Below are 18,248 nucleotides of genomic sequence, written 5' to 3'. Positions count from 1 at the left end.
AGCGGTTCCGAGGCCGCGCTGCTCCGGCCGCTGACGGGTGCGCCCCCGGACCGCGCCGTGCCCGTGGGCCGGCTGGTCTGCTTCCCCGGCGCCGGGGGCTGGTTCGGGGTCATCCCCGTACGGGACAGCGACGGCAAACGGATGGAGCTGGGCTGCCGGGTCCGGGCGGTGGCGCGGGCGGACGGCGGTGTCGAGTGGATGGTCGTCGGCGCGCCCGCGGACCAGGTGATCCAGTGGGAGACGGACCGGTCGGTCCTGGACGGGATGTTCCGCCGGTCCCCGATCGGTATCGCGGTGCACGCCCCCGACCTGAGCCTGCTGCGGGTGAACCGGGCGCTCGCGCGGTTCGGCGGCATCCCGGCCGAGTACTACCGCGGGCTGCGCACCGGCGACTTCGTCATCAGCCGGGACACCGAAACGGTGGAGGCGCGGCTGCGGCGGGTGCTCGAAACGGGTGAGCCGCTGATCTTCACCGAGCAGCCCTGCCGTCTGCGGCACGACCCCGACCGGGATCTGGTCGTCTCCGTGTCGGCCTTCCGGATGCAGGACTCCTCCGGCCGGATCCTCGGCGTCACCCAAATGGTGGAGGACGTCACCGACCGCCATCGGGCCCGTCGGAGACTGGCGCTCCTCAACGAGGCCGGTGCCCGTATCGGCACCACCCTCGACGTGGAGCGCACGGCGCGCGAGCTGGCCGAGGTGGCGGTCCCCGACCTCGCGGACTGTGTCTCCGTCGACCTGCTCGAACCGGTCACCCGTGGCGAGGAACCGGGCCAGGAGGCCCTGGCATCCCTGGTCAGGGCGGCCGTCCGGAGCGTCTCGCCCGAGGCTCCGCCGGTGCTGTATCCGGTGGGCCACACCATGCACTTCCCACCGGATGCACCACAGGCCAGATGTCTGGCCGACCGCTGCCCCGTCCTCGAACCGGTCCTGGAGTTCTCTCCCGGCTGGTCCTCCCTCGACCCGGACAAGGTCGAGCGGGTGCTGGAGCTGGGTGTCCACTCGCTCATCGTCGTGCCGCTGGTCGCGCGCGGTCTCGTACTGGGCGTGGTGAGTCTGTGGCGGTGGCAGCGGCCCGAGCCGTTCGAGGAGGACGACCGCACGCTGGCCGAGGAGTTCGCCGCCCGGGCCGCCGTCTGCATCGACAACGCCCGCCGCTACACCCAGCAGCACCAGGCCGCGCTCGCGCTCCAGCGCAGCCTGCTCCCGAGCGAGGTGCCCGAACACCCGGCGGTCGAGATCGACCACCGGTATCTGCCGGCCGACGCCACCGCCGGCGTCGGCGGTGACTGGTTCGACGTCATCCCGCTCTCCGGGTTGCGGGTCGCCCTCGTCGTCGGCGACGTGGTCGGCCGCGGCATCCACGCGGCGGCCACCATGGGCCGGCTGCGCACCGCCGTCCACACCCTCGCCAACCTCGACCTGCCGCCGGACGAGGTCCTCTCCCACCTCGACGACCTCGTGGACCGGCTGGCGGCCGAGCAGGAGGCGACCGACGAAGGTGCCCCGCAGGTCGTCGGTGCGACCTGCCTGTACGCGGTCTACGACCCGGTCTCCCGGCGCTGCGCCTTCGCCCGCGCCGGCCATCCGCCGCCCGCGGTGGTGACACCGGACGGACGGGTGGACTTCCCCGATCTGCCGGCCGGCCCGCCGCTCGGCCTCGGGGGCCTGCCGTTCGAGGCCGCCGAGCTGGAACTGCCCGAGGGCACCTTGCTCGCCCTCTACACCGACGGGCTCCTGGCGGTCCACCGCCGCGACCTCGACGAGGGCCTGGCGCAATTGCGCAGGGCGCTGAGCCAACCCGCCCGCTCGCTGGAGGAGACCTGCAAGGCGGTGGAGGACGCACTGCTGCCCGACCGTCCCAGCGATGACATCGCACTGCTCACCGCCCGCACCCGCTGCCTGGCCGACCACAAGGTGGCCACCTGGGAACTGCCGGAGGAGCCGACCGCGGCCGCGGAGGGCCGGGCGCGCGCGGTGGCGCAGCTCGACGACTGGGGACTGGCGGACATGGCATTCGCCACCGAACTGATCGTCAGTGAGCTGGTCACCAATGCCTACCGCTACAGCAGCGGCCCGGTCACCCTCCGGCTCGTCCGGGACCGCTACCTCATCTGTGAGGTCTCGGACACCAGCAGCACCTCCCCCCATCTGCGCCACGCCGCCACAACCGACGAAGGCGGTCGCGGCCTCTTCCTGGTCGCCCAACTCGCCGAACGCTGGGGCACCCGCTACGTGCACAACGGCAAGACCATCTGGGCGGAGCAGCCGTTGCCCTCACCGCCTGACGGAGCGGGTCCCAACTCCTTCAACGTATGAGGGTGTTCAGGCCGCCACGAGCGGAACGATCTCGCGGGGGCGAGATTCGCGCTCGTCGTAGGCGACGTCCACTCCCGCCTCCGCCACGGCTGCCAGCGACGCGGCCCGTGCCTCCTCGGACTCCCACTGCACGATCGATATCACCGCGTCGCCGGACACCCAGCACTCACCCGAAAGACATCCCGGTGTCCGCAGCATGACCTCGCGGACGTGCTGGACCCGCGAGATGAACTCCTCGCGGTGAGCAGCGTGCGGATAGTGGTACGCCACCATTCCTACCTTCATGGTGTTCTCCTGAACTCGGGGCTCTATGTTGGCCAGCATAGAATATTGTGATGGGCATAGAAGGGGGGCGGTGTGGCAACGCGACGAGAGCAGACCAGTCACGAGAGCAGCGAGCGGATCCTTGTGGCGGCGGCGGAGTTGTTCGCGGCGAAGGGGTATCGGCAGACCACGTTCGCCGATGTGGCCGAACGGTCCGGGATCAGCAGGGGATCGATCCCCTGGCACTTCGGCAGCAAGGAGGGCCTGCTGCTGGCCGTACTTGAACGCTCGGTGGCACTGATCGGCGCCGGCCTCGCCGAGCCGGACGAGCCGGAGGCCCCGGAGGCGGGGTTCGACCGCCTCATGGCGGGCGCCCAGGCGCTGCTCGAGATGCCGACCACCAAGCTGTTCGTCACGCTCCTGGTGGAGGCGCTGGAGCCGGGCTCACCGATCCACGGTCGCTATGTCGAGATCCACGACACCCTGCGGGGTCACTGCCGGCGATGGCTGGAGCGACTGCCGCTGCCGCCCGGTGTGTCCGCAGAGGTGCTGGCCGTCGCCATCAGCGGTGCCGTGATCGGCATCCACCAGCAGTGGCTGCTGGCACCCGAACGGGTCGATGCGCAGGGCGCGTTGGCCGCGCTGCGCGCGATGGTGGCATCGGCGGTGCTGCCGGTCGGGGAGTGAACCGGTCCTGCCGGTCGGGATCCGAGCCGTCCTGCCGGCGCACGGCGTGCCGAGGGGCGGCCCGCGCCGGCGGGCCGCCCCTGAGCCGGAGCCGTCAGTCCGCGGTGATGGCCCGGTCGGCCTCGACCAGGACCTTCCCGCCGTTCTGACCGGTCATCACGACCCGTGCCAGCCAGGGACCCTTACGGTCGTAGGCGTGGGTGACGGCCGCGTCGCTCGTCTCCTGCTGGGTACCGTCGCCGAAGTACCAGTGGTAGCGGTAGCCGGCGGCGGGCGGCTTGCCGTCCACCGTCACCGACAGCGGCACCTCGCTGCCGACGTGCGCGTTCGCCGGGACGTGCAGCCGTGCCCGGGGTCCCTGCCGGGGGAGGCGGAACCACTCGCGCACACGCGGGTTGAGGAGGAAGGCGTCGGCGTACTGCCGGGCGCCCTCGATGTCCGGGTGGCCGACGGCCGCGGCCAGACACTGCGCCGGAGTCGCGCTGATTTCGGGGCAGGCCCGGGTGCGCAGCGGGAACGCCGGGTCGGTCACCGGGGTGTTCCAGACCTTGGAGTCCCGGGTGAGGAGGGCGTTGTCGACGGTGAACAGCCCGTCGGCCGCAACGGCGTACGGACCGTCAATGGACGCCGCGTTGGCTGCGGTCGCCGCCTGATGGTAGGCGGCATTGGCCAGTTGTGTGTACTGCTCGTAGCGCTCGGCCACCCTGCCGAGGGCGCTCTTGCAGGAGGTCAGCCATCCTCGGGTGACTCCCGGGGTCGAACAGGTCTTCACCGGGATCGGAGAGCTGCTGCGGCTCAGCGCGTAGTAGAAGTCGGCCACGATCACCTTCGGCCGCCCCGGCAGGGAGTGGGCCTTCTCGATCGCCGCCTGCATCCCGCGTCCGCCGTATCCGACCTTCGCGCCGCTGAAGTAGGGCACGTCCTTGGCCGGGTTCTCCGGCGCCGCGCCGACGCCGGAGCACTCGCGCCGCACTGCTTCGGGGAGGTTCTCCGAGCCGGGGGTGATGCCGACGCCGATGCCGAAGAAGGGATCGAGGTCGTTGATGCACCCGTTGATCACGACCAGATCGAGACCGTAGCCTCCCGCTCGCGCCTGTGCGCCCGCCTTCTCCAATTGGCAGAAGACGTCCGGCATTTGCTGGGTGACCTCGCCGAACTCCATCTCCCCGTCGCCGTCCGGATCCTGCTTCTCCGTCGTGCGCAGACAGGCCGCGTCATCGTTGCCCGCGGGCAGCTCGGGCGCGTCGAGCACCGCGCCGGAGATCGAGTAGTCGAAGTTCGCGGAGCCCCGGCCGGTCTCGCGGCCGAGCAACTGGCCCGTCAGATAGGGGAACTTCTGGTCGTGGTCCAGGCCCTGCCCCCAGACCACGGAGTCACCGACGGACGCCACCCGCACCGGGTGGCACCCCCGGCGTACCGTGTCCCGCCAGACCTTGCCGTAGCGGCCGGGGCCATCGCCGTCGGACGAGGCGGCGATGCGCGCGTCGACCTGTACGGCGGTCTCGGCCGCGGGCACCCGGTCGAAGGGGATGCTGAACTCCGCCGTGCCGACACTGGCGGCCATGGCGAGGCGCCCGCCGGCCAGCTGCTCCGCTCCGGCGCGTACGCGCCACTCCACGGTGGCTCCGGCATTGGCCGCGGCGGGGTCGTAGACCTGCACCCGGCCGTGCACGGCTCCGCTGCACACCGGATTCGGCGTCAGATCCACGTCGAGGACGAGGGGGAACGCCGATCCCGGCAGGGCGCCGGCCTGCGCCGCGGCGGGGAGTCCGCCCAGGAGCTGGCCGAGGAGCACGACGGCCGCGCCGACGGCCGCGAAACGCCTCGCCGCCAGCGGACGACGGGCCACCAACGGCCGGCTCGGAACGGAACCCGCGCCGGTACCCGCCCGCCGTGGCGCACCCCGTCGCCACCACACTAAATTCACGCCAACACCCCTGCTCTCGCGGTCATTTCGATCCGTGCGGAGTCAACTCAAGTCCGCATCCATAGGGATGATGGCAGCCGAAAGTCCATCATGGACCGCGAGAGGGTTCCCTACTGAGTGAAACTGATCACTTACCAGCAGTTACCTGCCGCGGCTCCGTGTGCTCCAGTTTCTCGCCGATCCGGAATGCTCGTCTGTGCGCCTCGGTGGCCGGCTTCGCGGATGACCTGGTCGGCGGTTTGGTCAGGTGTGAGGGCCGCGGTGTCGAACCACCAGCCGACCTCGCCGAGCTCACGTTTCATGTCGGTGTCGAGACCTTCGTAGCCGTCGAAGTCGAACCGTTCGCGTGGGTCCCTGATGGAGTTGCGGTACCGGCACACCTCGATGCCCGGCGCGAGGACGACGAACAGGACCTGCCGAGCCGGGAGGAGGGCCCGGAAGAAGTCCAACTGCTTGCGGTCGGGGATCACCCAGTCGATCACGGGCGTGAAGCCGGCGTCGGAGAAGCTGTTCGCCAGCAGGCACAAGTTGCGGTTGCAGAGCTCCACTTGCCGCGCTGCTTCGTCGACAGGCTCGCCGAGGGCCCCGACGCGACCGCCGACAACCAGCCTGCTGATCTGGTCGCCGTCGAGCCGAGCGGAGCGTGGCAGACGCTCGGCGACCAGTCTGGTCACCGTCGACTTCCCTGCCCCTGGCATCCCCGTCACGATCAGGCAGCTCGACCTCTCGGCAGCGATCACGCCCGGCAGCCTGTCAAAGCGTGTGCCGGCCGGCAACCGCGTTTCCAGGTGCGCTCGTCGGCACACCGGACAACTCACGGGGAGAAACCACGGCGTGCAGGTCTGGGGCACTCTCGCCTGGTCGGCATCAGCGCCGCGGAGCAGTGCGCGCCGCGTCGCTGTCAGACCGCCGCTGGTCCGGCCCCCCGGCGCGGAAGACCGGCCAGCAGACTTCGGTCCGCCAGTGTGCTTGACGGGGCGGGCCGCGGAAGGGGCGCGGAACACCGGGAGAGCGTGCCGCCGGCGGGGCGGCACGCTCTCGGGATGAGGCGGGAGCGAGGAGGTACGGTGGCGGCCGTACCGTGCCTCGCTCGTGGGTTCACCGCAGGCGGAGCGCCTCGCGGATGGTGGTGAACAGGTCGGTCTGGTTGGTGACGCCGAGGACGCGGTACGCCTGCGGGCCCTGGGCGGCGATGCGGACCTCGGTGCCGGTGTGCTCCTGGGACTGGCCCGGGGTGTTGGTCGAGTAGTTGACCTTCAGCTGCTGACCCTCGTCGGTGACCAGGGTGGAGGACAGGCCCGGCGGGGTGGCCTCCAGCGGGACGATCTGGCTGGTGTGGCCGTGGTCGGCGGTGGTGACGACGAGGGTGTCGGGGTGCTTGGCCGCGTAGGCGCGGGCGACCTTCACCGCGCGGTCGAAGGCGGCGGTCTCGCCGATCTGGCCACAGGGGTCGGCGGCGTGGTCCTGCTTGTCGATCGAGGCGCCCTCGATCTGGAGGAAGAAGCCCTTCGTGGAGTGCTTCTGCTTGGCCTCCAGCAGCTGGATCGCCTTGGTGGCGGAGTCCGCGAGGTTCGGGGTCGTCGACGGGCGGTTCGGGTTGGAGGTGGTGCACCGCTGCGGGTCGGTGCCGCCGACCGCGGCCGCCTTACCGGTCCACTCCACCGGCACGTTGCCGGTGGCGAAGAGACCGAGCACCGGCTTGCCGGCCTTGACGCTCTGGAGGCCCGTGTTGTCGGTGACGACCTGGTAGCCGAGCTTCTCGGCCTGCTCGGTGACGGTGAGGCCCTTGTACTGGCCGTCGGTGACCTTCTGGTCGAAGCGCTGCTTGCCGCCGCCGAGGAGGACGTCGACCTTGTGGTTGACGGACTGCTCGGCGATGGAGCCGGGACCGCCGGCCGCGAGGGTGTCGGTGGGGCACTTGGCCATGTCGCCCGGGCCCTGGCAGGAGCGGTCGGTGACGTGGGAGGCGAGCACGGCCGGGGTGGCGTCGGTGAGTTCGGCGGTGGTGACGCTGCCGGTGGCGTAGCCGTTCCGCTGCGCCAACTCCAGGACGGTCCGGACCGCCTTGTCGGTGCCGGGCGTCTTGGAGATCCGGCCGTTGACCGTCTTCACGCCGGTGGCCCAGCCGCTGCCGCTGGCGGCGGAGTCGGTGACGTAGTCCGGGGTGCCGTCGGCGTGGACCGCGTAGGTGGTGTAGGCGCCCGTCATCGGGAACTTGTCCATGTTCAGGCGGCCGTTGGCGCCCACCGTGTAGTCGCGGGCGAGGGTGATCTCCGAGTCGCCCATGCCGTCGCCGATGAGCAGGATGACGTTCTTCGCCTTCCCGCCCTGGATCGCGTCCTTCGCCCGCTGCGTGCTGTCGGAGGCGCCGGCGGAGGCACCGGCGACGGTGGTGACGGCCACGGCGGCCGCGGTCGCGGCGACCAGGGCGGTGGCGATCGTGAGGTGACGGCGAGAGGGTCTGTGCATGGATACGACTCCTTGAAGCGTCCGGCGTCCGGCGTGCGGATGCGGTGGCCAACGAGCGACAGATCACCAGGTTCTGGCAAAGGCGAGGTAAACGATTGGCTGTGTCGGCGTATCCGGAACATGACACGCACGGGGGGCCGGACCAGGCGGGTTCGGGAGCCTCCCCTGCGCATCTCCACTGCGAGGGGCTGCTGTTGTCGCGGGGTCAGGAGTCGGGCCGATCGCCAGGGCTGCGATCGGAGGCGCCCCGGGATGCGTGGAGGCTCGTGGAGGCCGACAGTGAAAGAGGAGCCCCGCGCCGGAGCCCCGCGCCGGAGCCGCGCGCTGATGATCCGTGCGCCGGTGACCCGCGCCGGAGCCGCGCGCCGGTGACCCGCGCCCGATCGGGGGAGCTCATGTGATGGACCGTACTGAGGAGCTCACATGATGGACCGTACGGACGGAACCGCACCGGCGGCGTGCCGCGTCCCGCCCCGGTGAGCCGCGGTATCCGGCCCGACCAGGGCATCGGTCGCGATGAGCGCACGGTCGTCGCACCCCGCAACGCCGCACTCCGCGGCGCCACACGCACTGTCCGAAGCGGCCTTCCGGTCCCTGTACCGCCGGCTGCGCGACCAGGCCGGGGAGGGGGTGGATCGGCGGCGCGGAGCGCTGGGCCGGCTCAGGCCCGAGCATGTGGTGGCCGCCGCCGCGGAGGTCCGGTGCGGGCGCACCGTGTCGCTGGCCGCTCCCATCGAGACCGGACCGGGGCCCGATGACCCGCAGCCCGCGTCCCACCGGATGATCGGCCCCGTGCCTCAGGAGGACGACGCCCATGGGCTGCGGTTCGCCCTCGACCGGTTCGCCATGAACGTGCACGGCGACGCCGACAGCCACCTCGACGCGCTGTGCCATGTCGTCTTCGACGGCGAACTCTACGGCGGTGTCCCGGCGAGCACCGTGACGCCGGAGGGTGCCGGGGCGCTCACGCTCGACCTGGTGCGGGACGGCATCGTCGGCCGCGGTGTCCTGCTGGACATCCCGCGGCTGCGGGGCGTGCCCTGGCTTGAGCCGGGCGACCACGTCACCGCCGAGGACCTGGTGGCGGCCGAGGGCGACCAGCACGTCACGGTGGGACCGGGCGATCTGCTCTTCGTGCGCGTCGGTCACCGCCGTCGGCGTCGGACCCTCGGTGCGTGGGACGCGGCGCAGGCGCGGGCGGGCCTGCACCCGACGGCGATGCCGTTCCTGGTCGAGCGGCGGGTGGCCGCTCTCGGGTCGGACGGCAACAACGACACGGCCCCCAGCGCGGTGGCCGGCATCGCGTTTCCGGTGCATGTGCTGGCCATGAACGCCATGGGGCTGCACCTGATGGACTACCTGGACTTCGAGGAACTGGTACCGGCGTGCGAACGGCAGGGCCGCTGGCACTTCCTGTGCGTGATCGCCCCCCTGCGGCTACCGGCGGCCACCGGCTCTCCGGTGAATCCGATCGCCGTCCTGTGAGCGTGCGCACGCGGGCCGCTCCGGGTGCCGCGTCGCCGCGGGGCGTATACGTTCGAAGAGGGAAGTCATGGCAGGCTCCGGCAACCGCTGGAGGCCGCGGAGACGAGGACGGTGGTCGCCATGGGCGACTCCTCCCACTACGACGTCATCATCATCGGCACCGGCGCCGGCGGCGGCACGCTCGCCCACCGGCTCGCCCCCTCGGGCAAGCGGGTGCTCCTGCTCGAACGCGGCGACTACCTGCGGCGCGAACGTGACAACTGGGACTCCACCGCAGTGTTCGTCAAGGGCAAGTACCGGGCTCCGGAGTTCTGGCTCGACAAGCACGGCAACGCGTTCCCGCCCGAGGTCAACTACTACGTGGGCGGCAACACCAAGTTCTACGGTGCGGCGCTGTTCCGGCTGCGGCCGGAGGACTTCGGCGCGCTGCGTCACCACGACGGCGTCTCTCCCGCCTGGCCGATCCGCTACGAGGACCTGGAGCCGTACTACACACAGGCGGAGCACCTCTACCTGGTGCACGGCCGGCACGGCGAGGACCCCTGGGAAGGCCCGTGCAGTGGGCAGTACGCCTACCCGCCGGTCGAACACGAGCCACGCATCCAGCAGTTGAGCGACGACCTGGAGAAGCGCGGACTGCACCCCTTCCACCTTCCCATCGGGGTGAACCTCACCCAGGACGAGCACGGTCAGGCCACCCACGACAGTGTCTGCATCCGCTGCAACCGGGTGGACGGCTTCCCGTGCCTGGTCCGCGGCAAGTCCGACGCCCAGGTGATCTGCGTGGAACCGGCCCTGCAACACCCCAACGTCGACATGCTCACCAAAGCCCGGGTGACCAGGCTCGACACCGATCCCGCGGGCCGCAGTGTGACGGCGGTCGTCGCCCAGCTCCCGGGCGAGGAACAGGTCCGGTTCTCGGCGGACATCGTGGTCGTGTCCTGTGGTGCGGTCAACTCCGCTGTGCTGCTGCTGAGTTCGGCGAACGATCGGCACCCCAACGGGCTGGCCAACAGCTCGGACGTGGTCGGCCGGCACTACATGCGCCACAACAACCTTGCCCTCATGGCGATTTCGCGGCAGCCCAACGACACCCAGTTCCAGAAGACCCTCGCCCTGCACGACTGGTACCTGGGCGCGGACGACTGGGACTACCCCCTCGGCGGAATCCAGATGCTCGGCAAGTCGGATGCCGAGCAGATCCACGGGGAGGCCCCGCGCTGGGCCGGAGCGGCGGCACCGGACACGCCCTTCGAAGTGCTCGCCCACCACGCCGTCGACTTCTGGCTCTGCGGAGAGGACCTGCCGCACCCCGACAACCGGGTCACGTTGGACGGCGACGGCCGCATCCACCTCACGCTCGACGAGAACAACAACATCAGCGGCCTCATGCGACTGCGGCACAAACTCCAGCACATGCTCGGCCATCTGGGCATGCAGGAGCACCGCCTGCTGTCCCACAGCATCTACCTGCACAAGGGCATGCCGATCGGTGCCACCGCACACCAGGCGGGCACGGTCAGATTCGGCGACGACCCTGCGTCCTCGGCCCTGGACACCAACTGCAAGGCACACGACCTGGACAACCTGTATGTCGTCGACACGAGCTTCTTCCCGAGCATCGGCGCGGTCAACCCGTCCCTGACGGCCATCGCGAACGCGCTTCGGGTGGGCGACCACCTCGTGGCCCGGCTCACCTGACCGACCTGCGGTGACGCACTCCGACCGGGCGAAAATCCTCAGTCGGGCAGCGCAACGCCAGCCTTTCCCGGCGTGCCGCCGCCGGCCCCGGTGATTGGGTGACGCCTGAACCGCCGGGCCGCGGCCCGGACGACGTGGGCCAGGCAGTGGAGGAGAAACGCATCGTGCATGCCACCGAGGGCGCCCCTCAGGACGTGATGCCCGCGCAGCTGCTCAAGGGGCAGAAGGCCTTGGTCACCGGCGCCAATTCGGGAATCGGCAGGGCGACGGCCGTCGCCCTGGGCCGGGCCGGAGCGGACGTGGTCGTGAACTACGTGGCGGGCCGCGAGGAAGCCGAGAAGGTGGTCGCGGAGATCACTTCCTTCGGGGTTCGGGCGGTGTCCCATGAGGCGGACGTGTCCGACGAGGACCAGGTCGTCACGATGATGGACCGGATGGTCCAGGAGTTCGGCACGATCGACGTTCTGGTGGCCAACGCCGGATTGCAGCGTGACGCCTCGTTCACCGAGATGACCCTCGCCCAGTGGCAGAAGGTCCTGGACGTCAACCTCACCGGGCAGTTCCTCTGCGCCCGTGAGGCGGCCAAGGAGTTCCTGCGGCGCGGCGTCGTCCCCGAGGTGTCGCGCGCGGCCGGGAAGATCATCTGCATGAGCTCGGTGCACCAGGTCATCCCGTGGACGGGCCACGTCAACTATGCCGCTTCCAAGGGCGGCGTGCAGATGATGATGGAGACGCTGGCGCAGGAACTCGCCCCGAAGAAGATCCGGGTGAACGCGATCGCCCCCGGAGCCATCAAGACCCCCATCAACCGCAACGCCTGGGAGACACCGGAGGCGCAGCAGGACCTCCTGCGACTGATTCCCTACGACCGGATCGGCGACCCCGAGGACATCGCCCACGCGGCCGTCGGCCTCGCTTCCGACCTCATGGACTACGTCGTGGGCACCACCCTCTATGTGGACGGCGGGATGACGCTCTTCCCCGGCTTCGCCACCGGCGGCTGACTCACCCCGTCCGCGCCGTCCCTGGGAGCGCCTCGCATGCACACCACGGTCTTGCTGCTGGCGGATGCGCCGGCGCAAACCCTCCCGGCCAGATCGCTGATGGCCTTCACCCTCGCCTCCCACATCATCCTGGTGCCCCTGGGTGTGGCGCTGCCGCTGATCACGCTCGTGATGCACGGCTACGGTCTGCGCCGCGGCGACCGGACAGCCGTGCTGCTGGCGCGGCGGTGGTCGGCGGTCATGGCGGTCCAGTTCGCGATCGGGGTCGTCACCGGCACCGTGCTGTCCTTCGAGTTCGGGCTGCTGTGGCCGGGCATGATGGGCAGGTGGGGCGATGTCTTCGGGATCGGTTTCAGCGTCGAGGCCTGGGCCTTCTTCCTGGAAGCCGTGCTCATCGCCGTCTACTTGTACGGTTGGCGGCGCCTTCCAGCCCGCACCCACTTCCTGCTCGGACTGCCGCTGCCCGCCGTAGCCCTGCTCGGCGCCTTCGGGATCCTGGCCGCCAACTCCTGGATGAACACCCCGCGGGGCTTCACCCTCGATCCCGCGGGGAACCCCGTCGACGTGAAGATCTGGAAGGCGCTCTTCACGCCCATGTTCGGCCCGCAGTACTGGCACTTCGTCGTGGCGATGCTGGTGACGGCGGGGTACGTCGTGGCCGGCGTCTACGCCGTGGGCTGGCTGCGCGGCCGCCGGGACCGGTACCACCGGCTCGGCTTCACGATCCCCTTCACGCTCGCCGCGGTGTTCACCCCGGTGCAGTTCGTGCTGGGCGACTCCATCGCCCGGCAGGTGTTCCACAAGCAGCCGGTGAAGTTCGCCGCGATGGAGATCGTCTGGAAGACCGACACCCACGTGCCGGAGTACCTCTACGGGCGGCTCCATCCGGACGGGAGCATCTCCGGTGGCATCCGGATCCCGCAGCTCGACTCCGTCCTCGCCGGCTTCCGCCCGGACACGAAGGTGACCGGGCTGACCTCCGTTCCCGCCGGCGACCGTCCGACGGCCACTCAGGCCACCATCGCCCACTGGACCTTCGACACCATGGTCGGCATCGGATCCGTGCTGCTGCTGCTCGCCCTTTGGTACGCCCTGGTCTGGCTGCGCCGCCGCCGGCTGCCCGCCTCGCCGTGGTTCTTCCGGTGCGCCGCGGTGGCCGGCGTCGCCTCCGTCGTCGCCGTGGAATGCGGCTGGATCACCACCGAGGTGGGCCGCCAGCCGTGGATCGTCTACCAGAACATGCGGGTCGCCGAAGCGGTGACGTCGACCCGTGCCACCAGCCTGTGGATCATGTTCGGCCTGGTCGTCGTGGTGTACGTCTTCGTCTTCGGGTCGTTCCTCGCGGTCCTGTTGGGGATGCGCACCCGCTGGCGGCCGGCCGACGAGGCGGGCGGCGGGCGAACATCCCCGGAGACACCGGAGACCGACACGCCGTACGGACCGCGCGCCACGGTCGGGTTCGAAGGCCCGTCGCGGTCCGGTGGGAACGGGACCCCCTCGTCCACGGAGGGCCGCTCGTGATCGCCGGTGTCATCGCCGTCGTGCTGCTGCTCGCGATCGCCGCCTACGCCTGCGCCGGAGGCACCGACTACGGAGCCGGCTTCTGGGACCTGACCGCGGGCGGGGCCGAACGCGGCAAGCGGCCCCGGTGGCTGATCGACCATGCGATGGCCCCCGTGTGGGAGGTCAACAACGTCTGGCTGATCTTCGTGCTGGTCATCATGTGGACCGGCTTCCCGGTCTTCTTCCAACGGGTGTTCACGGCGATGTGGCTGCCGCTGGCGCTGGCCGCCGTCGGTATCGTCCTGCGCGGCGCGGGCTTCGCGCTGCGCAAGCCCGTCCGGAGGCTGGCCGCCCGGCGCCTGTACGGAGCGGTGTTCGCCGTCTCCTCGCTCCTGACGCCGTTCTTCCTGGGCGCCGCGGTCGGCGGAGTCGCCTCGGGCCGGGTGACGCCGGGGACCCGGGCGTCGACGGACGCCTGGGCCAACCCCACCTCGGTCCTGTTCGGTCTGCTCGCCGTCGCGACCACGGCCCTGCTCGGTGCCGTCTTCCTGGCCGCGGACGCCCGGCGCTTCACCGCGCCGGATCTCGACGGCTACTTTCGGCGGCGGGCGTTGGGCGCGCTGGCCGCCGTCGCCGTGCTCTCCGTGACCACGTTGTTCGTCACCCATGGGGATGCGCCTCATGTGTGGCACGGGCTCACGCACGGCGTGGGGCTCGTCTTCGTCGTTGTGGCAGCGCTGGGCACGCTCGCCACCGCCTGGCTGCTGATCCGCTCCTCCGGGGCCTGGTCCCGGGGCGCGGCGATCGGCGTGGTGGCCGCGGCCGTCATCGGCTGGGGCATGGCACAGCGCCCGTACCTCATCCCGACCTCGCTGACCGTTGCCGAGGGCGCGGGCGCGCCCACCACCCTTCGCTGGCTGGCGTTCGTCACCCTCGTGGCCGTCGTGCTGATCGTCCCCGCGGTGGCCCTGGTCTACTGGCTGGACACCCATGGCGAGTTGGAGGGCCTCACCGACGCCGACCTGCGCCGCAGTGGTGCGAGTGACGAGGGCTGACCTCGTGGCAGGCGCACTGCGCCGGGTGCGCGGCACGGGGTGAGAGCACGGTGACCGAGGACGACATCCTGCTGGGCATCGGCCTGACCGTGGCCCTCGCCGTCGGTTCCCAGATCCTCGCGAGCCGGCTGCGGATCCCGGACCTGATCGTGCTGCTGCCGGCCGGGTTCACCGCCGGAGCCCTCACCGACGTCGTCCGCCCCGACGAGCTCGTGGGGCCGGCGTTCTCCCCCCTGGTGTCGCTGTCGGTGGCGCTCATCCTCTACGACGCCGGGCTGGGACTTGAACTGCGCCATCTCAGGGGCGCGACCCGCAGCGTGGTCGTGCGACTCATCGTGCTCGGCGTGCTGTTCACGTGGGGAACCGTCATGGGGTTGGGGCCGGGCCTCTTCGGGGTGCCGCTGGCCGCGGCCTGCATGATCGGCGCGATCCTCGTCGTGTCCGGGCCGACCGTCGTCGGCCCACTGCTCGCGCACGTCCGGCCGTCGGACGGGGTGCGGCGGGTCCTGGTGTGGGAAGGGTCCCTGATCGATCCGCTCGGCGGCATCCTCGGCGCCGTCGTCTTCCACTCCGTGGTCTCCGGCGGATTCCAGACCGGTCACGGACTCCACGTCGGTTCGTTCTTCGCCGGCATCGCCGTCGGGCTCGCGGGCGGCGCGGTCGGCGTCGGGCTGCTGTGGCTCACCCTCCGGCTGCTCCGCCTCGGCGAGACGCTCGGCACACTCGCCCAGCTGGCCGTCGTCGTCGCGGTGGCCGCCGGCTGCGACATGGTGTTCGACGACACCGGGCTGATCGCCGCGGTCGTCACCGGGCTGACCGTCGCGAACCTGCCCGGCTTCGACATGCCCGCACGGCGGCCGTTCTTCGAAACGCTCGTACGGCTGATCATCGCCCTGTTGTTCGTCTCCATCTCGGCCACGGTGACGCCCAAGTCCGTCGTCCCGGTGCTGCTGCCCGCCGTCGCTCTCGTCGCCGTGCTCGTCCTGGTGGTCAGACCCCTGGTCGCCGTGCTGTCCACCGTCAGGTCGGATCTCGTCGCCGGTGAACGCGCCTTCGTCGGCTGGGTGGCGCCCCGTGGCATCGTCGCGGCGTCCACCGCCACGACGTTCTCCGCCTCGCTCATCACCCGAGGTCTGCCGGGCGCCGACAAGATCCTCCCCGTCACCTTCCTGGTGATCGTCGGTACGGTCGTGGTCTACGGGATGACGGCGCGACCGGTGGCCACCAGGCTGGGAGTCGCCCGCTCCGCCCGCGCCCGCCCACTCCTGATGGGGGGAGCCCCCTGGGCCGTCGATCTCGCACGGGCTTTGCGCGCCGCCGGACTCGACGTGCTGATGTGGGCGGGACTCGCGCAGGAGAGGAACCGGATCCACGAGGCGGGGATCGAGCTGGCCGCCGGGGAGCTGATGGCCATGAGGACCGATCCACGGGCCCGGCTGGCGGGAGTCACGGCGGCCTTCCTGCTCACGGACGACGACGACTTCAACGCGCTCGCCTCGGTCGTCCTTCAGGACGGCGTCGAGGGCCCCGTCTACCGCGTCGGCCCGCCGCCCGACAGTCAGGGCGTCGTGGCGCCCTACACCGGAGGTGACACCCTCTTCGGCCCGCACCTCGTCCGGCCCGCGCTGGTCGCTCTGCACCAGCAGGGCGCTCGATTCCATGTGCAGCCCGCGTCGGCCCCGCGCCCGCCGGGACACCACACGCTGTTCGTCGTACGGCGTGACGGCCGGCTGGAACCGGTCACCGAGGCCCGGCCGGTCACCGCGACGGAAGGCGACACGCTCGTACTCCTCGGACCCGCGCCGGAGACGGGCGCGGGCCCGGCCACCCCGACCGAGGACTGACTACCGCCGGTCGAGCGCCGCGTTCAGGGTGATGGCCGCGTCGATGAGCGCAAGGTGGGTGAACGCCTGGGGAAAGTTCCCCAGTTGACGGCCCGTCAGATCTATCTCCTCCGAGTACAGACCCAGGTGGTTGGCGTACCCCAGCATCTTCTCGAACACCAGCCTCGCCCTGTTGGCGCGCCCCGCGCGGGCCAGGGCGTCGACGTACATGAAGGTGCACAGCGAGAAGGTTCCCTCGGAGCCGCGCAGCCCGTCGGGCGAGGCCTCGGGGTTGTACCGGTAGACCAGGCTGTCGCTGACCAGCTCCTGCTCCATCGCGTCGAGGGTGGACTGCCACATCGGGTCGTCGGGCGTGATGAACCCGACCGTCGCCGTACGGAGCAGAGCGGCGTCGAGCACGTCACTGCCGTAGTGCTGGACGAAGGCATGACGTGCCGCGCTCCACCCCTCGGCCATGACCTGGGCGTAGATCTCGTCCCGTGCACGGCTCCAGTGCGGGGCCGCGGCCGGTCGACCGTTCGACTCGGCGAGCCGCAGTGCGCGGTCGAACGCGACCCATGACATCACCCGGCCGTAGGTGTAGTTCTTGCGGCCGCCGCGGCTCTCCCAGAGGCCCTCTCCCGCCTGGTCCCAGTGGTCCACCAGCCATTCGAGGTTCGTCAGCAGCGACGTCCAACCCCGGTGGCCCAGCTGGATTCCGTGCCGATGGGCGAAGTAGATGCTGTCCAGGGCCTCGCCGTAGATGTCCATCTGTAGTTGCGTGGCGGCGCCGTTGCCGATCCGGACCGGGGCGGACCGCGCGTAGCCCTCCCAGTGGTCCAGGATCCGCTCCGCCAGGTCGGACGAGCCGTCGACCTTGTACATGATGTTGAGCGGCCCGGAGTCCCCCGCACTGCCGGCCCGCTCCGCGACCCGGTCACCCAGCCAGCCGATGAACGCCTTGGCCTCTTCGGTGAAGCCCAGTCCCAGCAGGGCGTACACGGAGAAGGACGCGTCACGGATCCAGGTGAACCGGTAGTCCCAGTTGCGCTCGCCGCCCAGTTGCTCCGGGAGCGCCGCCGTCGGGGCCGCCACCAGGGCGCCGCTGGGGGCGAAGGTCATGAGTTTCAGCGTGATCGCGGACCGTTCCACCGCCTCCCGCCAGCGTCCCGAGTACCGTGACCGGCCCAACCAGGAGCGCCAGAACGCCACGGTGTCATCGAAGAGTTGCTGGTACTCGGCGAGGCGGATCTCCCTGGGCGGCCCGTCGGCGGCCGCCTCCAGGACCAGCCCCCGCTGCTGGCCCGCGTCCAGGGTCAGTGAGACGTGCAGGTCGTCGTTCCGGTTCGAGAGGACGTCCATCAGCCGCTCGTCGTCCGGTTCGCGGATCGCGTGCGCGGTGAGTTCCACACCGTCGTCCGAGGCGAACACCGCTCCGTGCTCGGTGAGGTGCAACTGATGGGCATTGCGTCCGTAGTCGAACCGCGGGGCGATGTCGATCTCGAAGGTCATGCTGCCGCGCACACAGCGGATCATGCGGACCAGCCGGTGGCTGGGCGTGACCTCGGTCCCGGTGACGGGCATGAAGTCGAGCACCTCCCCGGCGCCCGCCTCGGTCATGAACCGGGTCACCAGGACCGCCGTGTCGGGAAGGTACAACTGCTTGGTCGCGTAGGTCGGGTGCACCGGTCGGACCGTGCAGTGGCCACCCTTGTCCTTGTCCAGAAGCGCGCCGAACACGCTGGGCGAGTCGAACCGCGGGGAGCAGAACCAGTCGACCGTCCCATCGGTGGTCACCAGCGCCGCGGTCTGGAGATCACCGAGCAGGCCGTGGTTCTCGATGAGTGGGTAGTCGTCCATCGGGGCGCCCCTTCCGGCGTGCGAGTCACCCGAATGCCGCTCCCCGACCAGGGTAAGGCGGCGGCCCGGCTCGGGCGCGCCGAGCCCGGGCCGCGCGGCCTGTGCCGGTCGTGGACGTGACCGTCCTCTTCGGCCACGACCCATCGGGCAA

The 18,248-nt window shown here is 70.8% G+C and carries 13 protein-coding genes; 8 read left to right on the top strand and 5 right to left on the bottom strand.

The window, feature by feature from the left end; translation table 11 throughout:
- A partial coding sequence (locus AB0C96_RS26080; RefSeq protein ID WP_362920343.1) for a SpoIIE family protein phosphatase occupies positions 1-2,319 on the top strand: 2,319 nt, incomplete at its 5' end.
- Between the two features lie 6 nt (positions 2,320-2,325).
- On the opposite strand, the gene AB0C96_RS26075 is transcribed toward AB0C96_RS26080, so the two are convergent.
- Positions 2,326-2,604 (bottom strand): antibiotic biosynthesis monooxygenase, encoded by a 279-nt coding sequence (locus AB0C96_RS26075; protein ID WP_362920341.1) that lies wholly within the window; start codon positions 2,602-2,604, stop codon positions 2,326-2,328.
- Between the two features lie 72 nt (positions 2,605-2,676).
- On the opposite strand from AB0C96_RS26075, the gene AB0C96_RS26070 reads away from it, so the two are divergent.
- Positions 2,677-3,270 carry a TetR/AcrR family transcriptional regulator gene (locus AB0C96_RS26070; RefSeq protein ID WP_362920340.1) on the top strand — a complete coding sequence of 198 codons (594 nt, stop codon included), beginning with the start codon at positions 2,677-2,679 and terminating at the stop codon, positions 3,268-3,270.
- A 94-nt stretch (positions 3,271-3,364) separates the two neighbouring features.
- Here AB0C96_RS26070 and AB0C96_RS26065 read toward each other — a convergent pair whose 3' ends face one another.
- From AB0C96_RS26065 to AB0C96_RS26055, 3 genes are all read right to left on the bottom strand, one after another.
- Positions 3,365-5,119, bottom strand: a complete 1,755-nt coding sequence (locus AB0C96_RS26065) for a PKD domain-containing protein (protein WP_362920338.1) — start codon at positions 5,117-5,119, stop codon at positions 3,365-3,367.
- A gap of 209 nt (positions 5,120-5,328) precedes the next feature.
- Positions 5,329-5,937 (bottom strand): AAA family ATPase, encoded by a 609-nt coding sequence (locus AB0C96_RS26060; RefSeq protein WP_362920336.1) that lies wholly within the window; start codon positions 5,935-5,937, stop codon positions 5,329-5,331.
- 358 nt (positions 5,938-6,295) lie between these two features.
- Positions 6,296-7,666 carry an alkaline phosphatase gene (locus tag AB0C96_RS26055; RefSeq protein ID WP_362920334.1) on the bottom strand — a complete coding sequence of 457 codons (1,371 nt, stop codon included), beginning with the start codon at positions 7,664-7,666 and terminating at the stop codon, positions 6,296-6,298.
- Positions 7,667-8,182: 516 nt separating this feature from the next.
- Here AB0C96_RS26055 and AB0C96_RS26050 point away from each other — a divergent pair.
- The 6 genes from AB0C96_RS26050 to AB0C96_RS26025 all read left to right on the top strand — a co-directional run bounded on the left by AB0C96_RS26050 (position 8,183) and on the right by AB0C96_RS26025 (position 16,258).
- Positions 8,183-9,151, top strand: a complete 969-nt coding sequence (locus tag AB0C96_RS26050) for a cyclase family protein (RefSeq protein WP_362920332.1) — start codon at positions 8,183-8,185, stop codon at positions 9,149-9,151.
- Between the two features lie 120 nt (positions 9,152-9,271).
- Positions 9,272-10,852, top strand: a complete 1,581-nt coding sequence (locus tag AB0C96_RS26045) for a GMC family oxidoreductase (RefSeq protein ID WP_362920330.1) — start codon at positions 9,272-9,274, stop codon at positions 10,850-10,852.
- Positions 10,853-11,049: 197 nt separating this feature from the next.
- Positions 11,050-11,856: an SDR family oxidoreductase gene (locus AB0C96_RS26040; protein WP_362920354.1), complete on the top strand. Its 807-nt coding sequence runs from the start codon at positions 11,050-11,052 to the stop codon at positions 11,854-11,856.
- A 36-nt stretch (positions 11,857-11,892) separates the two neighbouring features.
- A complete protein-coding gene (locus AB0C96_RS26035; RefSeq protein WP_362920328.1) occupies positions 11,893-13,377 on the top strand; it encodes a cytochrome ubiquinol oxidase subunit I in 1,485 nt (494 codons plus the stop codon).
- Positions 13,374-14,414 (top strand): cytochrome d ubiquinol oxidase subunit II, encoded by a 1,041-nt coding sequence (locus AB0C96_RS26030; protein ID WP_362920326.1) that lies wholly within the window; start codon positions 13,374-13,376, stop codon positions 14,412-14,414. Before AB0C96_RS26035 ends, AB0C96_RS26030 begins: the two co-directional genes overlap by 4 nt.
- A 50-nt stretch (positions 14,415-14,464) precedes the next feature.
- The gene (locus AB0C96_RS26025; RefSeq protein WP_362920325.1) at positions 14,465-16,258 is read left to right on the top strand and encodes a cation:proton antiporter; all 1,794 of its coding nucleotides are present in this window, start codon (positions 14,465-14,467) and stop codon (positions 16,256-16,258) included.
- On the opposite strand, the gene AB0C96_RS26020 is transcribed toward AB0C96_RS26025, so the two are convergent.
- A complete protein-coding gene (locus AB0C96_RS26020; protein WP_362920323.1) occupies positions 16,259-18,097 on the bottom strand; it encodes a glycoside hydrolase family 15 protein in 1,839 nt (612 codons plus the stop codon).
- Positions 18,098-18,248: the final 151 nt, after the last annotated feature.

It is taken from the genome of Streptomyces sp. NPDC048506, from assembly GCF_040651315.1.
Taxonomy (GTDB): Bacteria; Actinomycetota; Actinomycetes; order Streptomycetales; family Streptomycetaceae; genus Streptomyces.
Note: the sequence above shows the minus strand (reverse complement) of the source record. Positions and strands in the feature narration are given on the sequence as shown.

Excerpts from the sequence above, each read along its gene's own strand:
- AB0C96_RS26075 (WP_362920341.1), bottom strand. The coding sequence starts at position 2,604 with ATGAAGGTAGGAATGGTGGCGTACCACTATCCGCACGCTGCTCACCGC.
- AB0C96_RS26035 (WP_362920328.1), top strand. The coding sequence starts at position 11,893 with ATGCACACCACGGTCTTGCTGCTGGCGGATGCGCCGGCGCAAACCCTC.
- AB0C96_RS26055 (WP_362920334.1), bottom strand. The coding sequence starts at position 7,666 with ATGCACAGACCCTCTCGCCGTCACCTCACGATCGCCACCGCCCTGGTC.
- AB0C96_RS26040 (WP_362920354.1), top strand. The coding sequence starts at position 11,050 with ATGCCCGCGCAGCTGCTCAAGGGGCAGAAGGCCTTGGTCACCGGCGCC.
- AB0C96_RS26020 (WP_362920323.1), bottom strand. The coding sequence starts at position 18,097 with ATGGACGACTACCCACTCATCGAGAACCACGGCCTGCTCGGTGATCTC.
- AB0C96_RS26050 (WP_362920332.1), top strand. The coding sequence starts at position 8,183 with ATGAGCGCACGGTCGTCGCACCCCGCAACGCCGCACTCCGCGGCGCCA.
- AB0C96_RS26045 (WP_362920330.1), top strand. The coding sequence starts at position 9,272 with ATGGGCGACTCCTCCCACTACGACGTCATCATCATCGGCACCGGCGCC.